Source organism: Paenibacillus sp. EC2-1, assembly GCF_049311625.1.
Classification (GTDB): domain Bacteria; phylum Bacillota; class Bacilli; order Paenibacillales; family Paenibacillaceae; genus Paenibacillus_AQ.
Genome location: NZ_CP186006.1, coordinates 1,052,541 through 1,075,182, shown reverse-complemented (window position 1 = coordinate 1,075,182; position 22,642 = coordinate 1,052,541). Strand labels below are relative to the sequence as shown.

Annotated in this window: 17 protein-coding genes and 2 pseudogenes; 6 read left to right on the top strand and 13 right to left on the bottom strand. The window is 43.7% G+C overall.

Annotated features, from left to right (window positions below; genetic code table 11):
• Positions 1-33: 33 nt before the first annotated feature.
• The 6 genes from ACK8P5_RS05070 to ACK8P5_RS05045 all read right to left on the bottom strand — a co-directional run bounded on the left by ACK8P5_RS05070 (position 34) and on the right by ACK8P5_RS05045 (position 7,782).
• Positions 34-816, bottom strand: coding sequence for a carbohydrate ABC transporter permease (locus tag ACK8P5_RS05070; protein ID WP_422659895.1), 783 nt, complete (start codon positions 814-816; stop codon positions 34-36).
• A gap of 23 nt (positions 817-839) precedes the next feature.
• Positions 840-1,769, bottom strand: coding sequence for a carbohydrate ABC transporter permease (locus ACK8P5_RS05065; RefSeq protein ID WP_422659894.1), 930 nt, complete (start codon positions 1,767-1,769; stop codon positions 840-842).
• 73 nt (positions 1,770-1,842) lie between these two features.
• Positions 1,843-3,201, bottom strand: coding sequence for an ABC transporter substrate-binding protein (locus ACK8P5_RS05060; RefSeq protein ID WP_422659893.1), 1,359 nt, complete (start codon positions 3,199-3,201; stop codon positions 1,843-1,845).
• A gap of 283 nt (positions 3,202-3,484) precedes the next feature.
• Entirely contained in the window at positions 3,485-5,089 is a 1,605-nt protein-coding gene (locus tag ACK8P5_RS05055; RefSeq protein WP_422659892.1) for a response regulator, read from the bottom strand.
• An 11-nt stretch (positions 5,090-5,100) separates the two neighbouring features.
• On the bottom strand, positions 5,101-6,894 hold the full coding sequence (locus ACK8P5_RS05050; protein ID WP_422659891.1) for a sensor histidine kinase: 1,794 nt from the start codon (positions 6,892-6,894) through the stop codon (positions 5,101-5,103).
• Between the two features lie 6 nt (positions 6,895-6,900).
• On the bottom strand, positions 6,901-7,782 hold the full coding sequence (locus tag ACK8P5_RS05045) for an AraC family transcriptional regulator (protein ID WP_422659890.1): 882 nt from the start codon (positions 7,780-7,782) through the stop codon (positions 6,901-6,903).
• A gap of 148 nt (positions 7,783-7,930) precedes the next feature.
• Between ACK8P5_RS05045 and ACK8P5_RS05040 the strand changes: the two genes are divergently transcribed.
• The 3 genes and pseudogenes from ACK8P5_RS05040 to ACK8P5_RS05030 all read left to right on the top strand — a co-directional run bounded on the left by ACK8P5_RS05040 (position 7,931) and on the right by ACK8P5_RS05030 (position 10,513).
• Positions 7,931-9,319, top strand: a complete 1,389-nt coding sequence (locus tag ACK8P5_RS05040; protein WP_422659889.1) for a sulfatase-like hydrolase/transferase — start codon at positions 7,931-7,933, stop codon at positions 9,317-9,319.
• A gap of 279 nt (positions 9,320-9,598) precedes the next feature.
• Positions 9,599-9,973 (top strand): annotated as a pseudogene (locus ACK8P5_RS05035) (PAS domain-containing protein); the annotation flags it as partial.
• 48 nt (positions 9,974-10,021) lie between these two features.
• Complete coding sequence (locus ACK8P5_RS05030) at positions 10,022-10,513, top strand: methyl-accepting chemotaxis protein (protein ID WP_422661375.1); 492 nt, start codon at positions 10,022-10,024, stop codon at positions 10,511-10,513.
• 107 nt (positions 10,514-10,620) lie between these two features.
• On the opposite strand, the gene ACK8P5_RS05025 is transcribed toward ACK8P5_RS05030, so the two are convergent.
• From ACK8P5_RS05025 to ACK8P5_RS05015, 3 genes are all read right to left on the bottom strand, one after another.
• Positions 10,621-11,496: a radical SAM/SPASM domain-containing protein gene (locus tag ACK8P5_RS05025; RefSeq protein WP_422661374.1), complete on the bottom strand. Its 876-nt coding sequence runs from the start codon at positions 11,494-11,496 to the stop codon at positions 10,621-10,623.
• A 195-nt stretch (positions 11,497-11,691) separates the two neighbouring features.
• A complete protein-coding gene (locus tag ACK8P5_RS05020) occupies positions 11,692-13,305 on the bottom strand; it encodes a Na/Pi cotransporter family protein (RefSeq protein ID WP_422659888.1) in 1,614 nt (537 codons plus the stop codon).
• Positions 13,306-13,653: 348 nt separating this feature from the next.
• The gene (locus ACK8P5_RS05015) at positions 13,654-15,798 is read right to left on the bottom strand and encodes a collagen-like protein (protein WP_422661373.1); all 2,145 of its coding nucleotides are present in this window, start codon (positions 15,796-15,798) and stop codon (positions 13,654-13,656) included.
• 579 nt (positions 15,799-16,377) lie between these two features.
• Between ACK8P5_RS05015 and guaD the strand changes: the two genes are divergently transcribed.
• Together guaD and ACK8P5_RS05005 are read left to right on the top strand one after the other, a co-directional pair.
• Positions 16,378-17,742: a guanine deaminase gene (gene guaD / locus ACK8P5_RS05010; protein WP_422659887.1), complete on the top strand. Its 1,365-nt coding sequence runs from the start codon at positions 16,378-16,380 to the stop codon at positions 17,740-17,742.
• 40 nt (positions 17,743-17,782) lie between these two features.
• Entirely contained in the window at positions 17,783-19,135 is a 1,353-nt protein-coding gene (locus ACK8P5_RS05005) for a uracil-xanthine permease family protein (RefSeq protein ID WP_422659886.1), read from the top strand.
• 108 nt (positions 19,136-19,243) lie between these two features.
• On the opposite strand, the gene ACK8P5_RS05000 is transcribed toward ACK8P5_RS05005, so the two are convergent.
• The 4 genes and pseudogenes from ACK8P5_RS05000 to ACK8P5_RS04985 form a co-directional block, all read right to left on the bottom strand.
• Entirely contained in the window at positions 19,244-19,861 is a 618-nt protein-coding gene (locus ACK8P5_RS05000; protein WP_422659885.1) for a sugar O-acetyltransferase, read from the bottom strand.
• A gap of 381 nt (positions 19,862-20,242) precedes the next feature.
• A pseudogene (locus ACK8P5_RS04995) lies at positions 20,243-20,341 on the bottom strand (phosphoenolpyruvate hydrolase family protein); the annotation flags it as partial.
• A 217-nt stretch (positions 20,342-20,558) separates the two neighbouring features.
• Positions 20,559-21,023 (bottom strand): hypothetical protein, encoded by a 465-nt coding sequence (locus tag ACK8P5_RS04990; RefSeq protein WP_422659884.1) that lies wholly within the window; start codon positions 21,021-21,023, stop codon positions 20,559-20,561.
• A 171-nt stretch (positions 21,024-21,194) separates the two neighbouring features.
• On the bottom strand, positions 21,195-21,995 hold the full coding sequence (locus ACK8P5_RS04985; RefSeq protein WP_422659883.1) for an SDR family NAD(P)-dependent oxidoreductase: 801 nt from the start codon (positions 21,993-21,995) through the stop codon (positions 21,195-21,197).
• A gap of 466 nt (positions 21,996-22,461) precedes the next feature.
• Here ACK8P5_RS04985 and scfA point away from each other — a divergent pair, with 466 nt between their 5' ends.
• On the top strand, positions 22,462-22,611 hold the full coding sequence (scfA, locus tag ACK8P5_RS04980) for a six-cysteine ranthipeptide SCIFF (protein WP_422659882.1): 150 nt from the start codon (positions 22,462-22,464) through the stop codon (positions 22,609-22,611).
• Positions 22,612-22,642 lie beyond the last annotated feature (31 nt).

Here is a 22,642-nt window from a genome sequence, read left to right as displayed (position 1 = left end):
AGTTATCAAGAATCCCTAGTTGGTGTGGAACCATTAACCCTTAATGCCTGACATGGCTATACCTTGAACAAAGTACTTCTGTAGAACAGCGAATATAATGATTGGAACAACAACGATCAGACACGCTCCAGCCATCTGGAGTGCGTAGTTCTTACCTGCCTCCAGCTGGAAATATTCCAAACCTACCGTAACTAGCTGCTTATCAATATCATTGATAAATATAAACGGTGTAATGAAATCATTCCAAGTCCAGATAAACGTAAAGAGTCCCATCGTAATTAACGCAGGTACCGCAAGCGGCAGGATGATCTTGAAATAAATACCGAAATGCGATGCACCATCAATCAGTGATGATTCGGTGAGATCTTTAGGAATCCCCATGAAAAATTGACGAAGCAGGAAGATGAAAAACACATCAAATGCCGCTGGAAGAATAATAACCCAGTGTGTATTTATAAGCCCCATGTACTTGTACAGCATGAATTTGGCCACGATCGTCGTATCATGTGGAATCATCATCGCACTTAAAAGGAACAAGAACAGAATATTTTTACCGGGAAATGAAAGTCTAGCAAAGGCATAAGCAGCCATCGTCACGAAGAACCCTCTAAAAATAACGGTTAACACAACGGTACTGAAAGAATTCCAATACCATTGGAAGTAATACTTGTGATTGAATATCGTTTCATAATTCAAGGTGAATATTTTATCCGGTATAATCTGCATCGGGTTTACAAACACATCCGCCGGTGCTTTTAATGAAGCTGAGATCATAAATACAAAAGGGACAACCATAATGATGCCAATAATCAGCATGAATAGGTTATATAAACTTTTTCTTAATAATGTACCCATCGCTTCTGTCCTTTCCATTGAATAATCGTGATGACAAGCACAATGGCGAATAGGATCATCGCTTGCGCGGATGCATAACTGTAATGGTTCAAGGTAAAGGCTTCTTCATAAATGTTCAGGGAGATGACCCGTGAGGAAGTCCCCGGACCTCCATTCGTCAGCATACGGACAGACGCATAGTTTTGGAAGGAACCAATGATGCTTGTAATGACCAGGAAGAAGGTTGTTGGTGAAATGGCAGGAAGCGTAATGGACCAGAGTCTTCTAAACCGGCTGGCACCATCCATATCCGCTGCCTCGTATAGTTCTTTGTTAACACCTTGCAGAGCGGCTAGAAAGACAATTGTCTGGAATGCAAGGCTTTGCCATACATTGATACCCGCAATGGTTGGAAGAGCTGTCTTGACACCACTGAGCCACATCGGTGGAGTACCACCTAGCTTTTCAATAATCTGATTAATAGGCCCTCCGAATGGATCTAACAGAATAGACCATACAATAGATACAGCCACAACATTCGCTACGTATGGCATCAGAATCAATGTCCGAGTAAGCCCACGCAAAGCAAATGTCTTATTCAATAGTGTAGCCATCACAAAAGATAAAATGATAAGCCCCGGAACATAGAACAAGGTATAGATGAAGCTTTTTACAAATGCATTTAGAGCAATCGGATCATTGAACAGCCTCGTGTAGTTATCGATCCCAATAAACTTAATCATGCTCAGTGGTTTAAAGGTGTTGAAGTCCATCAGACTGATGACGACGGAATATACCATAGGAATCACATTAAATATAATAAATCCAATAATAAAAGGAAGAACGAAGATTAGCGCTGTTCCTTTCTCGCGATATCCTAACTGAGAGATTCTGTAGAAAATACTAGGCTTGTCTGTCTTAACGTTACTTTTCATATGAATGGCTCCTTAGGAAGAATGAAGGACTCCAGTGGCTGTTGACCAAAGGAATCCTTCTCAATTATGCGTGCTACTCTCCGCCGGCATCCTTGATCGCTTGGTCAGCGCGTGTTTTAATCGACTTCACCGTATCCTCTAATGATTTTTGCCCTACCAGATACAGTTCAGCTTCTTGGAGGATAATATTACTGTACTCTGTCGACCCAGGACCCGTAATCTTCTCATCCACAAACCCAAGGTTGTTCGAAACAAGTGCTTTATCTAATTCTTCCACTGTAATCTCACCATTCAGATCATCGGAAGTCTTTTGGAACAATTGTTTAATATCATCATCACTCAAATCAGAACGAGCTGGCAGATTACCGTTATATTTGTAGCTGTTCTCAGCCATCCACTTCACATAGGTATATGCTTCTTCCGGATGCTCTGCATTCTTATTAATGCCATAACCCGCTACAATACCAAAGTTGTTACTGCCGTTGCCATCTGCAGGTACTGGAATTTGGGTGATCCCCACTTCCCAATCTCTCGGATAGGTTGTTTTATCTTTGAACTGGTTCGTGTACCATGTTCCGATAAAATGCATGCCATAGTCACCGGACATGAAACCATCCCATGACAGTTTCTTAGATTTAAACTCAAGCCAGCTTGGCTGAATTTTATGAACCGTTCCTAGATCTCCAAAGAACTGGAGCGCATTCTTGAATGCAGGATCATCATAGTTCGAAGTTCCATCTTCCTTATAACCACTGACGTTATACTGTCTTGCCAGCATGTACATGTAGTTGTCGTAATCCAGCATGTAGGAACCGTAGATTCCTTTTTCCGGATTGGTCAATTTTTTGGCAGTCTCGATATATTCGTCCCACGTCCAATCCCCGGAAGGGTAAGGCACGCCTGCTTCATCAAAAATTTTCTTGTTGTAATACACAGCCCATTTCCCCGCTTGGTCCGGGAATACATAGGTTTTGCCATCCACGAATTTAGGTAGATAATCGCCATAGACCTTAGCGGCGTCATAGCTTTCTTTGGTCATGAACTCATCCAAAGGATACAACCAACCATTCGATCCATACTTATCAATGAGAATGGGGTTAGAAAGACGGATTACATCCGTTTTTTCACCAGAAATCATATCGACATCAATCTTTTTGTAGACCTCGATTCCATCACCAGGAACAACATTCATCTCGATCTTAATGCCCGTTTCTGCTGTGAAATCCGCATTTTTCTTCTTAATCTCTTCACTTTCCGCTCGCTTGGCATCCTCATAAACCGTAACAACTCTGTCCTTCTTAGCTGCGTTTCCATCTTTAGATGTTGTATCCTCTGAACCTGACGGTGATTCTGAAGCGTTTCCACAAGCTGTCATGAGCAGCATGAACGCGAGTAGAAGAATACTCGTATGTCTCTTTGTCTTCTGTGCCACAATAACCCCTCCGTATGTCATAATAGGACTCTTCCCAAATTATAGATCTGCTTATCTTTCGTTTACATGCACATGTTAATGATCTAATATCTTTTATTTCGACTTCGAATTCTTTACTGGTTACAACGTCTGCAAGAAGATGCACTTTTTAATGAAATCATGCACTTAATTGCTTAATAAGCAATAAAATGCCCCCTAAAATGACATCGGGATTCCCTAAAAGCTCCCGATGTCATTCTAGGGGGTGCACATATATCATTTGCCCAAGCCAAGCCCGGCTCTTTTACAAAGAAGTATCTGATTTATAATGAAAAGGCGAGCATCCTACAACCTTTTTGAAGACCCTGCTAAAATAATGCTCATTCTCATATCCCACCCGGTGACCCACCTCATATATCTTCAGTTCCGTTGTTCGCAGTAGGATCTTCGATTGCTCGATACGAATCTGGGTTAGATAATCTATGAAATTTTGTCCGGTTTCTTTCTTGAACAGGTTGCTCAAATAGGACGGTGACAGATTCAAATACTCCGCTACGGATTCAAGTGTGACACTATTCGAATAATTCTTCTGGATGAATCTCATGGCTGAATGAATCGTGCGTGAATTATCTGAAGAGGTTCCCGTTCCTTCATTCCACTCCTCCTGAATGGTTTCAAGCCACTTAATAATATCGGTCTTCACACGCCAGTTCTCCATTCGCTTTAGATGTCCGTCCATCCATACAGAAGCATCCTCCCCCCATCTGGAAGCCAGCAGAAAAGGAATCGGGGCACAGTACACTTTGAGGCTATTCAGAGAATGGCCATTCAGATGGCTTAATAACTGCTTGATATTTTCAATAGACTTGAAGACATTGTTATCTTCACGCCGATCCAGAGAAAGTTCAAGGTTCCGTATTTCTTTGGCTATGTCTGCTGACTCTAGTGTTCCACTTAAAGATCTAATCTCTCGATATAGAATAGTCGTTCCTCCCGCATAGGAATACCGGAAGCTGAGCGCCTCAAGAGCCTGTCTATAACTTAATTTGATTTCATGAAATGCGGTCACTGGCTCGCTGATGGCTATACATACTGAGAAGTTCAGGTATTTTTTCAAAGCTTCTTTGATCATAGCAGTCAAATGATACGCCTGTTCAAGTGCTTCCTCAGCTTCCATATTCGGGGGAGCAAAGTATAATAACAGGAACTCTTTAGGATGAATGGACAACGGAAATCCATATTTATGATCGGATGAAATCTCATTCAAAATATTAAGAATTGCATAGTTCAGGAGATGAATCTCATCTTCCCCGTATCTCTCGTAGATTTCCATCCCGTCTGTCTGGAACATGAGCGAGACCTTGAATCCATCCGGTAGCGTAAGCTCTGCCTCTCTCATTCTCTGAATATATTCCGATTCCGTATGAATCCAGCCATATACGAGATCCTTGAAGAAATTCTCTCTCAAAAGGCTAAGTTCCTTGGCTCTTATTCGGCCATGACCTGCTTCTAACTTCTTCTGATCTTGTTCAAGATCCAGCTTCTCTGCTATTTTCTTCAACTGACCAAGAAGCTCCTCAGGATTCATCTGCAATTTGATAAAATAGTCTTCGGCCCCATTCTTCAAAGCTTCTCGAACATATTCAAAATCATCAAAGGAGCTGAGAACTAAAAATTTGATTTCAGGATGATATTCCCGTACCTTCGAGATTAACTCAATTCCATTCATAATCGGCATTTTTATATCTGTAATCACAATATCCACCGGGTTATCCATCATCCATTCATAAGCTTTTCTTCCATTCTCAGCCTCACCTGCTATCGTAAATCCGTTCTCCTCCCAGCGAATAAGCGATTTTATGCCTACTCTAGCCAGCATCTCATCATCCACGATCATTACCTTGTACATGGCTCTCCCCCTCACCCGATCTTAGATGCAGACTCTACATTCGAAGTAGCAGCCGGTATGATCATCTCGATCTCCGTAAATTCATTTTTCTCACTCCTGATATAAAAAGCACTCTCTTCACCATACGTTAACTTCAATCTCTCCATCACATTGGACACACCAATTCCGCCATGTTGCTTAGGAGTGCTCACGCGACTTATGAGTTCCTCTCGTTCTTGGTTCGACATCCCCACACCGTTATCCCACACCCGGATATAGAGCTGATCCTCATGACACTTCATCGAAACTTTAATCTCTCCGCCTGATTCTTCCCTCGGTTCAATGCCATGAAATATCGCATTCTCGACTAGCGGCTGTAAAATGAACTTCACACAAGGCATGGATAAGACTTCAGGATCAACATCATAGGTTACATCGAAGTTATGGTTATAACGTATTTTTTGGATATACACATAATCTCGCAGGTTGGATAATTCCTCTTCTACCGTAACAAAAGGCCCATCATGTTTAATCGTGTTTTTCAGCAGTCTACCTAGCACCTCAACGACATCTCTTATATTGTCAGACTTTTGTATGATGGCCATCCATCTTATCGTATTGAGCGTATTGTACAAGAAATGGGGATTAATCTGCGCCTGAAGCGCTTTATACTCCGCATTCTTCTTCTTCTCCTGTTCCTCTAAATTGGATTGAAACAATTCCTGAATTCGCTTAATCATGAAATTAAAGTGCTTGTTCATGACACCTACCTCGTCAGGCCGCTCAATATCTACCCGGACAGTCAAATCCCCTTCTTGTACCTTCTTCATCGAATTCGTTAGCGTCCGTATAGGACGTACAATATGGGAGGATACAAAGAACCAAATCACTGATGTTAAAATAAATGAGATCAGAAAAACACCAATGGTATTGCGGAAAATGCCATCCGTCCCTTTGGTTAAAGAAGCATACGGAACCGTTTCAACAACTCGCCAGTCATATTTTGTGATTGGAACATGCGCAAGCAGAAGCTGCTCTTGATTCGTTCCCTCGGTAAGAAAGTACCCTTTGTCATCCTGAGCTCTAATCTCATCCATACCGGCAAACGACTCATTTAACAAAAGTGTCTCGGAATCAAATACAATATGATCTCGATTATCCACAATATACAGCCTGCCACCATCCAACAATTCGATATTCTTGAGTAGTCCAGTGAAATAAGATTCTTTAAACGTTAAATATAATGTTCCAAGTGTCTTATTGTTCTTCTCTCCGACAATCGCTCGACCTAGCGCGACAACGCTTTCATTTTGAGTCCTGTAGTTAGCGATATTCTTATGAATACCAAGCCACATCACCTGTCCATTCAGACTGTTCACTTCACTGAACCATTGCTGCTCTTTAATCCGATCGATATCCAAGCTTGTCGCATCCTCACCGTATAGAAGATTTCGGCCATTATTACCAATTACGACAAGTGAAGAAACATAAGCGAATATATTTGTATTAATGGAGTATGTATCGAGCTGCTGCTCTACACGTTTCATATCATAGTAGAAATCAAGATCATTATCATAGGAAGTCATTAGGACATTTCTAATTACGGGGTTCACATTAATGAATTTAGAAATTTGCTCCCATTGTTCAAGTTCCTTTTCGATATTGTCACCGATGAAGGTCAGATTGGATAAGAAGGAATCACTGACCTTTTCCTCTAGCAAATTGACAGAAATCCGGTATGACATAATGCTGATGATGGTTGTTGGAAGAATCAAAACCAATAGAAATGATAATACTATTTTATTTTTTATACTCTTCTTAATCATTGAGCGCTAGCCCTTCTCTCTCCAAGGATAAAGTAATCTTCGATAAACGGCCGGTGTCATGCCCTCTCGTTTACGGAACGAATGAATGAAATAACTGACATCCTCAAACCCCACCCGTTCTGCAATTTCATTAAGAGCAAGCATCGATGTTCCTAAAAGCTCCTTCGCCTTTTCCATCCGAACTTCCAAGAGATATTGATGGGGTGACATGCGCATATAGCGGCGAAATAAGGCCCTCATGTGCCCTTTACTTAAACATACAGCCGACGATATCTCCTCTGAACTTAATGAACTTTCGTAGTGCTCTCGGATATAAGTACAAATTTCTCGTACTCGTTTGTCCGAGACCGGTGTCGGTGTCTTCATGAATGGCTGGGCGAGATGAATCATTAAAGCTACCCACTGCTTCGTCTTCGCTTCAGTGGAAAGCGCAAGCTCCGTGTTACTGGCCGATAATTCAAGTCCCTGATCACCTAAACGGTAGAATTGTTGAACCAATTCGAGCCAAGTGGTCTTAAACTCACCTGCCCTGGGACTTTCCGATACCGAGAAAACCGCAGGAATACCGAACAACTGGTGGCATTCTACCCCTCCAATGATCGATTGGATACCCATAGATAAATATCGGATGGAACCTTGCTCTTCATCAATATGTTGAGTTGTCACTTTCTCATTCGAGGGCAGGATTACGATATTGCCAGGCTCCACGAGATACTCTTCTCCTGATAGGAATACTTTTCGACTCCCTGCAAGGACATACCAGATCGTCGTTACGGGAATACAATATTCGTGGAAATTCCATGACTCGTCTCTATGCCAATCGAATACAAAATGTAATGATATATCAGAATCTCCGGTTGCCGCACGATAAATCTGGTAATCACTCATAGACGCCAGTCACCTTCCGTTAGCTGTGATCTTCGTTTTCTTATATTTTATCTTTGATTCATTACTAAAAAAAGCACTTACATTTCTTTATATTATATAAAAGATCGTAAAAAGTCTTCGAAATTTTATATACATAGGGAGTGAAGACATGTCTCATATGAATCAGGAAAAACCAAATGTCATTGTTTTTTTCACCGATCAGCAGCGCATGGATACGACAGGGGTTCACGGAAACCCTTTAGGATTAACACCACATTTTGACCGTATTGCCCGAGAAGGAACGCATCTGTATAACACCTTTACCTGTCAGCCCGTATGTGGCCCCGCACGCTCCTGTCTTCAAACGGGCATGTATGCAACGGCTACCGGCTGCTATCGGAACGGGATTCCCCTTCCAGAAGACAGTCGCACGATGGCCCATTACTTTAAGGACGCTGGATACGATACAGGATATATCGGCAAATGGCACTTGGCAGAACAGGAGCCCGTACCTATAGAAGAGCGCGGTGGTTATGATTACTGGCTCGCAGCAAATCTGTTAGAGTTATCTTCGGATGCCTACAGCACGGTACTGTACGATAATGATTGTAACGAAGTAAAGCTGCCTGGATACCGAGTAGATGCGCAGACGGATGCGGCGATTCGCTATATAGATGGCCATCGGGATCAGCCTTTCTTCTTATTCTTATCGTATCTGGAGCCTCACCATCAGAACCATACGGATAATTATCCGGCTCCTGACGGCTACGAGGATCTTTACACGGATCGCTGGACTCCACCAGACTTGAAGGCGCTCGGCGGATCATCTCCACAGCATCTAGGCGGCTATTATGGGATGGTGAAACGTCTAGATGAAGCTCTAGGACGACTATTAGATGCTTTAAAGAGTCTGAAGTTATCGGATAATACGATTATTCTCTTCACATCAGACCACGGGAATCATTTCAAGACTCGTAACGGTGAATATAAGCGCTCTGCACACGATAGTTCAATCCGGGTGCCTGCCGCGTTATATGGACCTGGATTCATGCAAGGCGGGCAAATCCGTGAAATGGTAAGTCTAATTGACTTCCCTCCAACGTTATTAGCTGCAGCAGGTATTGATGTCCCTTCGCAGATGCAAGGTCACTCGATCATGCCGCTTGTTCGAAGAGATAACTCGGATTGGCAGGAAGAAGCCTTTATTCAGATCAGTGAATCTCAAGTGGGCCGAGCCATTCGAACCAAACGCTGGAAATATGCTGTAACTGCGCCTGATCTCAGCGGATGGGATGAGCCCGGCTCAAAGGAATATGTAGAAGCATTGTTGTATGATCTGGAAGCAGATCCTTATGAACTGACGAACCTCGCAGGGATCGAATCTTACCGGACTGTTGCCGATGATTTGAAAAATAGACTCATCATTCGAATGATAGAAGCTGGCGAAGAAGCCCCGATCATTCATTCTGCAGAACCAAGAGCTGCGGGACAGCGAAGAGTGTCGATCGAGGAATTAAGATTAAAGTTACAGCCCGAATCATCATCCATGAATAATTGAATGATAGTTTAATCAGATATTGAGCCAAGTCCCCTTCGTGTAAATGAGTGTAACCAGCCACTAACGTTTGCATGAGGGGGATTTTTCATGGTTTTTCATGTACAGCCAGAAGTCTTAAACTCTTCACAAATAATGCACACTATTACGCAAAAATTGTTGCTTCTTTCTCTTTCGTCAAATTTGCATGTATAGTATAATCTTACCTGCTGTGAATAGTAAAAAAGTCTTATTTTTAAATATCTTCATTTGTTTTCTATTTTGGCTTTAGGGAAGGGAGCTATGTTCTTGGGAACGTACTCTACACAAGTGCTAAATGAACGATCCGTACTCGCCGCACTAGAGCAATCACTTGCTATGATTGAATTTAATCTGCAGGGAGAAGTATTATGGGCAAACGATAATTTTGCTCAAGTGATGGGCTATACAACGTCGGAGTTACCGGGAATACATCATAGACAATTCTGCACACCGGACTTTATGAAAAGTTCGGAATATAATGAGCTTTGGGACAATCTTAGACAAGGCAAAAAATTTCAAGAGAAAATCACGCGTGTCACTAAAAACGGACTTCTTATAAGTCTGGAAGCTACATACATGCCGATTCGTGATGAAGATGGACAAGTGATCGCTGTTCTTAAGGTAGCAACAGATATCACCAAGCGAGAGATTAGCACAACCCAAGTCATACAAGAATTACAAACGATGGCGGAAGATTTACTCTTACGTACTGAAGAAGGCATCACACGTAACCAACAAGTAGCCACAACCATAGACTTGCTCATGAATGGTAACGAGAATAACCTAAATGATCTTCATGACCTACAGCAGCAAACGATTGCCGTTCACCGGATCGTGAAGATGATTCGAGATTTCGCATCCCAGACGAATCTACTTGCTTTGAATGCAGCAATTGAGGCAGCGCACGCTGGAGAACATGGACGTGGATTTAATGTGGTAGCAACCGAAGTGCGAAAGTTAGCCCAAAGTGTACAAGAGGCAGCTCAGGAGATTCAAGCGACGGTTGAGGGAATTTCCAAGTACGTGGGTCGAGTCAGTGAGGGAACGACAACTTCTCAGGAAGCTATTGCGAGCAGTCAGGCTCAGATTCAGCAAGCCGTTGCTGAGTTTGCAGGAATTGGAGAGGCTGTTAGCAAGCTAGATGTTCAGGCTAAGATTTTGAGTCAGATGGTATAAATAGCTTCGTACCTTATGTACATAAACGATCCACCAAGCATTTGTGCTTGGTGGATCGTTGTATTTCTATAGAATTTAAACAATTAGTTACCTTATTACTCCTTCGATTACGATCCAAACCTCTGACGATAACCACATTTCCTGCATAATTCCTCGACAGCTTCCCTACGAGAGAATCCATCAACGAGGTTATTTGCCCGTTCACCGTCCACAATATCGGAGAATGAGGACTTATTCACATTGCCCAGATTGATTACGCCTTCCCCGTCTAAACAGCATGGGACGACGGTCCCATCCACAAGAATTGCTGCCTGACTACGAAGGGCGTGACAGAAACCTTTCCCATCATCCTCAGGAGCTGTGAGACTAGGCCACTGGAATTCAAAATCCTGATTCAGGTAAACCTGTTTACCAATTTTCACGCCACCACCTGGAATGACCATCTCCTCAATCTTGTAGTCCAGCCCAAACTCCTGCTCAATAATCTCAAGTGTCTGACGATTTCTGCTCTTCTCCAGATTGGTTGCGTTGTCCTGCGTTAAATTCCATAGGCGGAATGAGAAGATTACATTATGCTCTTCTGCTTCTCGGACGAAAGATAGAATTTCTCTCAAATATCCTTCCCGATTCGTTGAGCCTTCATGACCATCAAAGCTGTGAAGCGAGAAGTTCATCTGTCTCAGTGCCGGCTTGCCAAGTAGCTTATGCCGGTTCTTCGCAATCAACGTTCCATTGGTCGTGATATTGACCTTAAAGCCTTTTTCATGACTAATATCCAGCAGTTCATCGATCTTCGGATGAAGAAGCGGCTCTCCTTTAACATGCAGATAGATGTAGCTTGTGTGCGGTTTGATTTCATCCAATCGTTTAGCAAAATCTTCAACCTTAATAAAATTAGCCTTTCGCTCCGTCGGTGGGCAAAAATGACAGGCTAAGTTGCAGATACTCGTTACTTCTATATAAACTTTTTTAAATGTTTTCAAGTCGTTCGTCTCCATTTCAAGTATCCAGATGTCCATGATAACTAGGGTGAAATTATTAGATCCCTTTCATATAGTATCATAGGTCGGCTGTTGCAGGTACAGATAACGACATCCTTATCTGCAAAATCGAAAAGAACCTCGAAAGGCATTATGCCTCTCAAGGTTCCTCAGATCCTTAAACTCCGTGTTAAGCTCTTACTTCTGATGCATAACAAACTGAGCAATATTCTTACTGTGATCGCCAATACGCTCCAAATTCGTTAGAAGATCCAGATAGATAGATCCTGTTCCAACAGAACATAGATCCTTATTCAGACGATTAAGATGATTCTTACGGCAAGCCGCTTCAAGCTCGTCCAGCTTGGATTCTAGACGAAGTACTTCCTCAGCTGCCTCTTCGTTATGGTGTTCAAGTGCAATCAAGGCTTTATCCACAGCCTGATTTGCCACTTCAATCATTTCCTTCAGCTCAGCCGACGCTTCAGCCGATAATTCCAGCTTATTCGTTATTCTAAATTCTCCAAGCTCCACAATATTTTCTGCATGGTCCCCGATCCGCTCTAGATCACTTACCGTTTGGAACCAGCCTGTGGTATTCTCAGATTGAACTGGAGAAAGTCCCTTTTGATGAATTTTCACGATATAATCGGTAATTTTACGGTTCAGCTCATTCACTAGCTCTTCCTTCTGAAGTGCCTTCTCTGCCGATTTCGTATCCTTGCTAAAGAAGAATCCTGTCGCATCCTGAAGTGATTGATACGCATATTGTCCCATCCGTACAATCTCATGTTGCGCTTGGCTAAGAGCCATAGCAGGTGTTGCGAGAAGACGCTCATCCAGATAAATAGCTTTGAACTCGATCTCTTGCATTTTTCCAGGGATGGCTTTCGTTACGATCCAAGCCAACATCGGAATGAGTGGCAGGAAGATTAGGGTATTCGTAAAGTTGAACAGACCGTGAGCATAGGCAATCTGCATCCGGATATTCACACCTTCACCAATCCACATGACAACGTTATAAACGATAGGCAACAATACTGTGAAAATAATCGCACCTGCGATATTAAAAATAACGTGTACGAGAGCCGTACGTTTCGCAGCAACCGATGCACCAATTGATGCAAGCACGGCTGTAATGGTCGTACCAATGTTGTCTCCGAATAGAATCGGTAAGGCCCCTTTCAGACTGATCATGCCTTCATCAGCAATGGTCTGCAGAATGCCAATCGTGGCACTTGAGCTCTGTACAATCATTGTAAATACGGTTCCAACGATTAGCCCAAGGACAGGCTGGTGTGAAAGATCAACCATGAAGTCTGTAAAAACTGGCAGCTCCCGAAGTGGCTTCATTCCGCTGCTCATTGTGGATAAGCCAAGGAACAAGGTACCGAAACCAAATATGATTTGGCCGATGTACTGATACTTTTTCTTACTCAAGAAGAACAAGAAAAAGGCACCTACTGCGATAATAGGAAGAGCGTACTCTTCAATCTTGATTCCTACAATAAATGCAGTCATTGTGGTACCGATATTAGCACCCATGACCACACCAATCGCTTGCCGTAAGGTCATTAAGCCCGCATTAACAAGCCCAATCGCCATAACCGTTGTCCCTGACGAAGACTGAATCAATACCGTTACGCTAACCCCTACAAGGACAGCAAGAACTGGGTTAGATGTATATTTCTCTAATATGCCACGCATTTTATCCCCAGCTGATTTTTGAAGCCCGTCCGACATGTATTTAATACCGAACAGAAAAATCCCAAGTCCTCCAACGAACTTAAATATCAATTCCTGCCAATCCAATATGTAAAGCCTCCTCTGGTTGTTTGTTCTATTTTAGACCCATCTAATTTAGCATATTATATGCAGAATATGAATTATCTAAGTTTAGACATATGCCTTCTTTTTTCGACTTTTTTAGAGAGGATTACTGTGCAAAACACCCTTAAAAACGCTATATATAGAGCAACAAACATACATTTTTCAACATATAGTACTATAAAGTACTTTTCAGTAAATTCCTTAGTTTGATTACATATAAAAAAGGAATAAATTCCCGGAGAGAAGTTTATCTACTCTCCAGCATTTATTCCCTGAATGACCGTATCTTTATTCATTCTTATACTAATTCTCTATAATAAGCCCGACATCCTAACTTAGTAATTTTATGACAATAGAAGCGTTAACGTTTGTTTGTGTCCCTCCGGCAAGTGTCTGAAGTGTAACCGCGGCAGCAGAAGAATGGTTAACTAAAGTAATAGTATCGCCGGCTGCTAAGGTGACAATCGCCTGCCCATTGTTTTGTTGGGTACCTGCTCCAGAACCGTAAACAGTGTTCGTAACTGGGGACCCGTTAATGAACAGTGTAAATTGGCCTGGTTCTACACCAGAAACTGAAAAAGTAATCTCATAATCTCCTGCATTGACAACAACAATACTTGCCGATCCGGGAGTATGAGTGATGCCTGGTGTAATAACACCAGTTGAGTCAAAAAGTATAGGTGCTTCGATTGCTACAACTTGAGCGCTAAAATTATAAATATACCCGTACTGGGATAGTCCTCCTGCTTCTCCGGTTGCTCCCGTGGCTCCTGTTGCTCCGGTCGCTCCCGTTCCTCCTGTCGCTCCCGTGGCTCCCGTGGCTCCTGCTTCTCCCGTGGCTCCTGTTGCTCCTGTGGCTCCCGTTGCTCCGGTTGCTCCTGTTGCTCCCGTTGCTCCTGCTTCTCCCGTTGCTCCTGTTGCTCCGGTTGCTCCTGTTGCTCCTGTTGCTCCTGTGGCTCCCGTGGCTCCCGTTGCTCCTGTTGCTCCGGTTGCTCCTGTTGCTCCGGTTGCTCCTGTTGCTCCGGTTGCTCCTGTTGCTCCGGTTGCTCCTGTTGCACCTGTTTCTCCTGTCGCTCCTGTTCCTCCGGTCGCTCCCGTTCCTCCTGTCGCGCCCGTGGCTCCTGTCGCTCCTGTTGCTCCTGTGGCTCCCGTTGCTCCCGTTCCTCCTGTTGCTCCGGTTCCTCCTGTTGCTCCTGTGGCTCCCGTTGCTCCCGTTGCTCCTGTGGCTCCGGTCGCACCCGTTGCTCCCGTTGCTCCTGCTTCTCCCGTTGCACCTGTTGCTCCGGTTGCTCCGGTTGCTCCTGTGGCTCCCGTTGCTCCGGTTGCTCCTGTTGCTCCGGTCGCTCCCGTGGCTCCTGCTTCTCCCGTTGCTCCCGTTGCTCCCGTTCCTCCAGTTGCTCCCGTTCCTCCAGTTGCTCCTGTGGCTCCGGTCGCTCCCGTTGCTCCCGTTGCTCCTGCTTCTCCCGTTGCACCTGTTGCTCCTGTTGCTCCGGTTGCTCCTGTTGCTCCGGTTGCTCCTGTTCCTCCGGTCGCTCCCGTGGCTCCTGCTTCTCCCGTTGCTCCCGTGGCTCCTGTTCCCCCGGTTGCACCTGTTGCTCCGGTCGCTCCCGTTGCTCCTGCTTCTCCCGTTGCTCCCGTGGCTCCCGTTCCTCCAGTTGCTCCCGTTGCTCCCGTTCCTCCAGTTGCTCCTGTTGCTCCGGTTGCTCCTGTTCCTCCGGTTGCTCCTGTTGCTCCGGTCGCTCCCGTGGCTCCCGTTGCTCCGGTTGCTCCTGTTGCTCCCGTGGCTCCGGTTGCTCCTGCTTCTCCGGTTGCTCCTGTTGCTCCTGTTGCTCCTGTTGCTCCGGTCGCTCCCGTTGCTCCTGTTGCTCCGGTCGCTCCCGTTCCTCCTGTCGCGCCCGTGGCTCCAGTTGCTCCCGTTCCTCCAGTTGCTCCCGTGGCTCCCGTTCCTCCAGTTGCTCCTGTTCCTCCGGTTGCACCTGTGGATCCTGTCGCTCCCGTGGCTCCCGTAGCTCCGGTTGCACCCGTGGCTCCCGTTGCTCCTGCTTCTCCGGTTGCTCCTGTTGCTCCTGTTGCTCCGGTCGCTCCCGTGGCTCCTGCTTCTCCCGTTGCTCCCGTGGCTCCCGTTGCTCCCGTGGCTCCTGTTCCCCCGGTTGCACCTGTTGCTCCGGTCGCTCCCGTTGCTCCTGCTTCTCCCGTTGCTCCCGTGGCTCCCGTTCCTCCAGTTGCTCCTGTTGCTCCGGTCGCTCCCGTGGCTCCTGTTGCTCCTGTCGCTCCCGTTGCTCCGGTTGCTCCTGTTGCTCCCGTGGCTCCCGTTGCTCCCGTGGCTCCCGTTCCTCCAGTTGCTCCTGTTGCTCCGGTCGCTCCCGTTGCTCCTGTCGATCCCGTGGCTCCGGCTGCTCCGGTCGCTCCCGTGGGTCCTGTCGATCCCGTTCCTCCAGTTGCACCTGCTGCTCCGGTTGCTCCTTTTGGACCGATTGGACCTTCTGGCCCTCTAGGTCCCGTAAACCCTCTAGGTCCTTCTGGTCCCCGAGGTCCCTCAGGCCCTTTTGCTCCTACAGGCCCTCTAGGTCCTACAGGTCCCCTAAATCCAAAAGGACCCCTAGGTCCCACAGGTCCTCTAGGTCCCACAGGCCCCCTAGGTCCCCTAACACATTTCTTAAGCCCTCGAGAGCACTCAATAATAATCTTCCGTGGTAAACAAATTTCTTTTCTACCTTTTCTTCTTTTAGCAATAACCTTATTGGATCTCTTTTTGTTTGACTTTTTTCTACAGTAATATGAGCGGTTCACACAGACACCTCCTGCAGTTTTTACATTAGTCTATGTGATATATCCTACAGGGGTATGGACTTGAACACAGGAATGTGAAAATACTTATAAACTCAGGCGACAATGCCACCTTTCTTTCGCCTCTATATTCAGTGGGATGTAGCTTATCAGGCAACTTTAATAATTCTATACCTCATACATATTCGTCTTTCTAGTATAGACTTATCATTTACGGCAGATTATAATAACAAATACACTTAAAAAACGAACATTAAGGCGGTAATCATGAGTAAATATATGGAATTATTTCAAGGCACTGCTTTTTCCAGCACATCACCTAAAGAAATTCAAATATTGAAAGACTATCTATTCTGTATTAATGAAGACGGAATGATTGAAAGAATCGTTGCTCCAGAAGATGCAGAATATCAACCTTTACTAGAGCAATATCAAGACACAGACCACTTTCATCGCTTAGCTGACGGTCAGTATTTCTTGCCTGGCTTTGTCGATTTGCATGTTCACGCACCACAATGGGCCCAATCTGGAACAGCGTTAGACATTCCACTCTATGATTGGCTCAACACATATACTTTCCCATTGGAATCTAAATTCTCAGATTTAGATTTTGCCAAGAAGGTCTACGATGATGTCGTTAGCACCTTGCTGGCGAACGGAACAACTACAGCACTTTATTTTGCAACGGTTCACAAAGAAGCAAGCTTGTTGTTAGCTAAGATCTGCGCAGAAAAAGGACAGCGCGGACTTGTTGGAAAAGTAGTCATGGATGATCCCGAGCAAAATCCTGAATACTACCGTGATGCTGACACATCTGCGGCACTAGTGGACACAGAAGAGTTTATTGTGGCTGTACAAGAATTAGCCAAGTCCACGAAACAAGGTGTATATCCTGTAGTAACCCCAAGATTCATTCCAAGCTGCACAGATGAAGGCTTGAAGGGCTTGGGAGAACTGGCAGCTAAATATGATACGTATGTTCAGTCCCACTGTAGTGAAAGTGATTGGGCACACGGTTATGTCAAAGAACGTTTTAATAAGAACGATGCGTTTGCATTACATGATTTTGGCCTATTGCGTGATAAATCGGTCATGGCTCATTGTAACTTCCTAGAAGATCCGGATGTCGATTTATTCGCTCAGACCGGAACAGCAATTGCTCATTGTCCTGTATCGAACGCCTATTTTGCCAATAGTGTTATTCCAGTGGCTCATATCCATTCCAAGGGAGTTGAGATTGGTCTCGGATCTGATATTTCCGGAGGATTCTCACCAAGTCTCTTCGATAACATCAGACAAGCTGTCATGTCTTCCAGAATGCTTGAAGATGGTGTGAACCCTTCTCTTCCAGCTGAAGAGCGCGGAGTACCAGGCTCACGCATTACCGTTCATGAAGCTTTCTATCTGGCTACGGCTGGCGGCGGAGAAAGCCTCAGCTTACCCATCGGGCGCATTCAAGAAAATTATGCATGGGATGTACAGGTCATCGACACGAAATGCAAAGCTTCCAAACTACCGATCTATGATGATAATGAAGATTTACAAGATATTTTCCAGAAGATGATGTATCTTGTTAGACCTGAGCATATCCGCGAAGTCTGGGTACAAGGTGAAAAGGTTCATTCACGTTAAAATTTAGAAACAAATAATATAATTCGAGGTGTGCACCGAAGTGAAAACACAAGTAGACAAGCAAGATCACGCGCAAGTAAAGTCGCAGCAATTAACAGTTCTACCTGAAGACAAGATTTCATTCGGAAAATCAGCAGTCCTGGGCTTGCAGCACGTACTAGCGATGGACGTTTATGTCGTTCCATTCCTGATTGCCATGTTAATTGGACTCGGGTCCAACCAGTCCAGCGCATTGATTCAATCGACGTTTATTGCTGCTGGCCTTGCAACAATTGTCCAAACGTATTTCTGTATGAAATTGCCTATGGCGCAAGGTCCATCCTATGTACCACTCGGTGCCATCGTTACGATTTATGCCGCTAGTGGCGGTGGGGCACTCGGTTGGAACTCCGTGTTAGGTGCCAGCTTAGTCGGTGCAGTACTCGTTATCATTCTGGGTTACACAGGAATCTTCAATAAAATTGTTAAATCCTTTATCCCTCCTATTGTTGGGGGAACGATTATCTTCATTGTAGGTCTTTCACTTTTGCCTACTGCGATTAAAGACAATATCTATGGTGCAACGGATGCTACCATTAACCAAAACGTATTATTAGCGCTGATTTCAGCGGCTGTGCTCATTCTATTCGTGATCCTAGGGTCATTGTTCGGTAAAAAAGGTTCGCTATTCCGAGTTACTTCTGTCATGGTCGCCTTAATTGTCGGATGTGTATCCGCACAATTTATGGGGGTTCTGGATTTCTCAGCGGTTCAAAGTGCCAATTGGTTTAGCATGCCGCGGATTCCTTTTAAAGATTTCGGATTTTCCTTTGACTTCTCCGCTATTATCACAATGGTTATTATTTATCTCGTACTCCTCGCTGAAACAACAGGTACGTGGTTTGCAATCAGCAACGTTATTGATAAGCCACTAACAGATAAGAATATTAATCAGGGAGTTGTTGGGGAAGGAATTAGTTGTCTTATCGCTGCTGGACTCGGTTCCACTCCGGTGACAGGCTATTCTACCAATGCAGGTATTATTTCTATCACAGGTATCGCAAGCCGCAGAGTCTTTCTTGCTGTAGGTGGATGGTTTGTCCTGTTCGGCTTTTCCGGTAAACTAGCAGCTTTAATCTCTTCGATTCCAACAGCTGTGATTGGCGGCGTATTCGCCATCGTCTGTGGTATCATCTCCATCAACGGAATTCAGGTTATGAAAAATGTAACGATCCGTGAAAAAGAAATGTACATTATCGCTATACCAATGATACTGACATTAGCACTCGTACTTATTCCTAAAGATTTCTTATATACACTTCCTACGTTCGTGCAATATCTACTAGGATCACCGATTCTAGCCGCTTCTTTAGCAGCGATCTTGTTGAATAAGCTGTTACCAAACGAGAAGTAAGTTATCACTTAAGCTCATAAGTAACCTAATAAGGCTGATTCCAAAGACTACATGCATCGTAGTTACTGGAGTCAGCCTCTTTATATGTGAGATATGGTTATCGCCGATTTAATCTGTGTTCTTAAAGGTATTAATGCGTCTATCTTTATAATAGTACTCTCGATCATGGTCGTTAATCTCGCGTAGCACACGGCATGGATTACCGACTGCGACGACATTCGCTGGAACATCCTTCGTTACAACGCTGCCTGCGCCGATGACCGTATTGTCACCAATCTTCACGCCTGGAAGAATAATGGCCCCCGCACCAATCCATACATTTCTGCCGATATGTACCGGGATGTTGAACTGGGTTACAGGCTCACGCAGCTCGGGCAGGATCGGATGACCACCTGTCGCAACCGTTACATTCGGGCCAAACATCGTATAATCCCCCACATAGATATGCGTATCATCTACCATCGTCAGATTGAAGTTAGCATAGACATGGCTTCCAAAATGCACATGCTTCCCGCCCCAATTCGCACGGAGTGGCGGCTCGATATAGCAGTCATCTCCGATTTCAGCGAACATTTCTTTCAAAAGCGCGTTACGCTTGTCCCCTTCGGATGGACGGGTTGCGTTAAAATCATACAGCTTCTCCAGACATTTCGCTTGCTCTCTCATCAACTCTTCATCGGTGCAGCTGTATATCTCGCCGGAATGCAATTTATCATATGTAGACATTCTATCAATCCCTCCCTTTTTGATAGTATACTATGACTTCTCAATTTATTGATTGACTAACATAGGTATTTTCGTTGTCAGACGCTACGAGTACGAATCATTCCTCCCATCGCTGTTGTCCCCCAATTTCTTGAATTAACCTTAGTAAAGGTTGAAATTGGGGGACAAAGGCGACCGCTTACGCTTGTCCGGAGATGCTTCGTCCTCTCCACTGCTAACTGCATATCCATTACAAAAAACAATTTCAATTATGAAAACAATTGAATATATACAAATAGATCAAAGACAGGCACTCCATCAGAGTTAGTCTTTGATCTTTTTGGTATGAATTGATAAAGATATTATCCCTCACAAGAACAGCTTTTGGGATAGCCTCGCCTTTTATTTAGCAATCGTCTTAAATGCTTCGGTCTGTTCTCTATTTCCCTTCTCCGCCGCAAATCGCTCAATGCTGGATGCCCCGAAGAATCCATCGATGCCTTTTAAAGTCCGTTGGAGACTTTCGTATACCTGGAGATAGTGGGTCTATTGCTTTTAACGACTATAGCACTGATCGTGTTGTGGGAATCATATCAGGAAATATTTCATCTCTAGCAACTGTAGGTTCAGTATCACTATATACGAGTGATACAGTTAAGGCAGTTAATCAAAATAACTAACAATAAAAAGCAACTTCGGATTTAATCGAAGCTGCTTTTTATTTGGCTAAATATTCTTTTTCTATACGTTCAATTAGCTGTTTTAATTTTTTGTGATTTTCTGGTGGGCTAAACCTGAGATCGCCGGGATTCTCTACATAAAATACTGATCCATTAAGGAGCATTACTGTTAATACTGAGCCATTCTTCATTTGGATTTCTAAATCACGATAATTTTTTAATGTATGTGGCTCTGCATAATTTGTGTTTGAATTTAGAATTGTTACTATTTCATCAATGTCCACTCTTTTAATTACTTCTGCGGATTTATGCCTTTCTGGGCTATGATCATACACGATAACACTTGAAATATCTTCAGGGTTTAGTTTGAAAGTTGGTTTATTATTCTCTTGAGAACCTTCAGATTCGTTAAGCTTTTTCTCAGATGAATTAGTACAGGATATTATTAGAAGAGGGATGCATAGCAGAATCATTATAAAAATTAGCTTGTTAATTTTTTTCATTATAAACCTCCATTCTTACATTATTATACATAATAACGCAGGAATGATTTAAAAAGTTACACTTTACAGGAAAAATGATAATTATCCCTGATCATAAATACACAAAGCCCCCACCAGTATACACTGAATGGAGGCTTTGACTTATATTAAATGTTTTAAATGATAACTATATTATTTACCGTACATTTGAACGTGTTTCATAATACCTGATGCAGCGGAACGAACGTTCACACCGCCATCGCATGGGATTTCTTGGCCTGTAATAAATTTAGCATCATCTGATGCAAGAAAAGATACAAGCGCACCAATATCCTCGGGTTCACCCACATAAGGAGTCAGGTGACCTTCTTCCATTAGGTCCATGAGTTCTTGGGAGAAACGACCTCTAGTCGCAGGTGTTAGAATCAAGCCAGGCAGGATAGAGTTACAACGAATTCCATCTTTACCGTATTGCGTTGCGATAGAACGAGTCAAAGATAACAAACCTGCTTTTGCAGCAGAGTAAGCTGTACGTTCATAATCACCAACTTTTGCATTACCTGAAGCGTTGTTGATTATGACGCCTCCGCCGTTTTTCAACATTTCAGGAATAGCGTATTTAGCGCCAAACATAGGTCCACGTACGTTAACTGCCATCATTTTGTCCCAAAGATCCGTATCCATGGATAGGAGGTCTTTATCATCACGATGTCCAAAACCAGCATTGTTAAATAGAATATCAATCTTGCCAAAAGCTTCGATTGTCTTAGCGATCATGGCTTTCATAGCTTCTTCATCAGCTACATCCACGCCTACAGCGATAGCTTGACCACCGTTTTGCTTGATCTCTTCAACAATCTGCTGCGCGCCAGCTTCGTTCAAGTCAGCTACTACAACAGCAGCGCCATCCTCTACTAGACGTTTAACAGATCCCAAACCAATACCAGATGCTCCACCGGTGACAATTGCTACTTTTCCAGCTAACTTTTTCATACCATACATTCCCTTCTATTGTTGACTTGATTTCTACGAGTCTTTGAATCCTATCAATTCAAATTACATATGTCAAGAAATACACTGTAAATTTGTACATAATAAAAACTTTTCTTCTAAATAATTGGAAACTGAAAGATAGAATACAGATGAGCTTTGAATATTAACATCCTTTGATATCAAAGGGTTTATAACATTTACGAAAAAGGGAGACACACTGGGTTATATGTAAATAAATAACTTCTAAAAAAGTGAAATTAATGATTGCTTTTTTTGTGAAAATAAATAGACAAGCCACGATTGAATTGGTCAATATAATGTAATATTCTGTGCTGATTTCTATTAAAATTGATACTCTTTATTCGTGTGACCTATGTGGTTGAAGCATCCTTCAAGCAGTTGTTACCATATTTCAGAAGTCTAATAATTTACGAACTAATGAAAAATGGCAGAGGAGTTATTCATGATGAAAAGAATCGTAACCTTAAGCACTCGGAAACTAATGGACACCGTAAAACATGGCGGATGCGGTGCTTGCCAGACATCTTGCCAATCCGCTTGTAAGACCTCTTGCGGCGTTGCCAACCAGCGCTGTGAAAACCCAGTGAACAAATAGGATTCTTACATGTTCATCGCCCTCTGCTCTC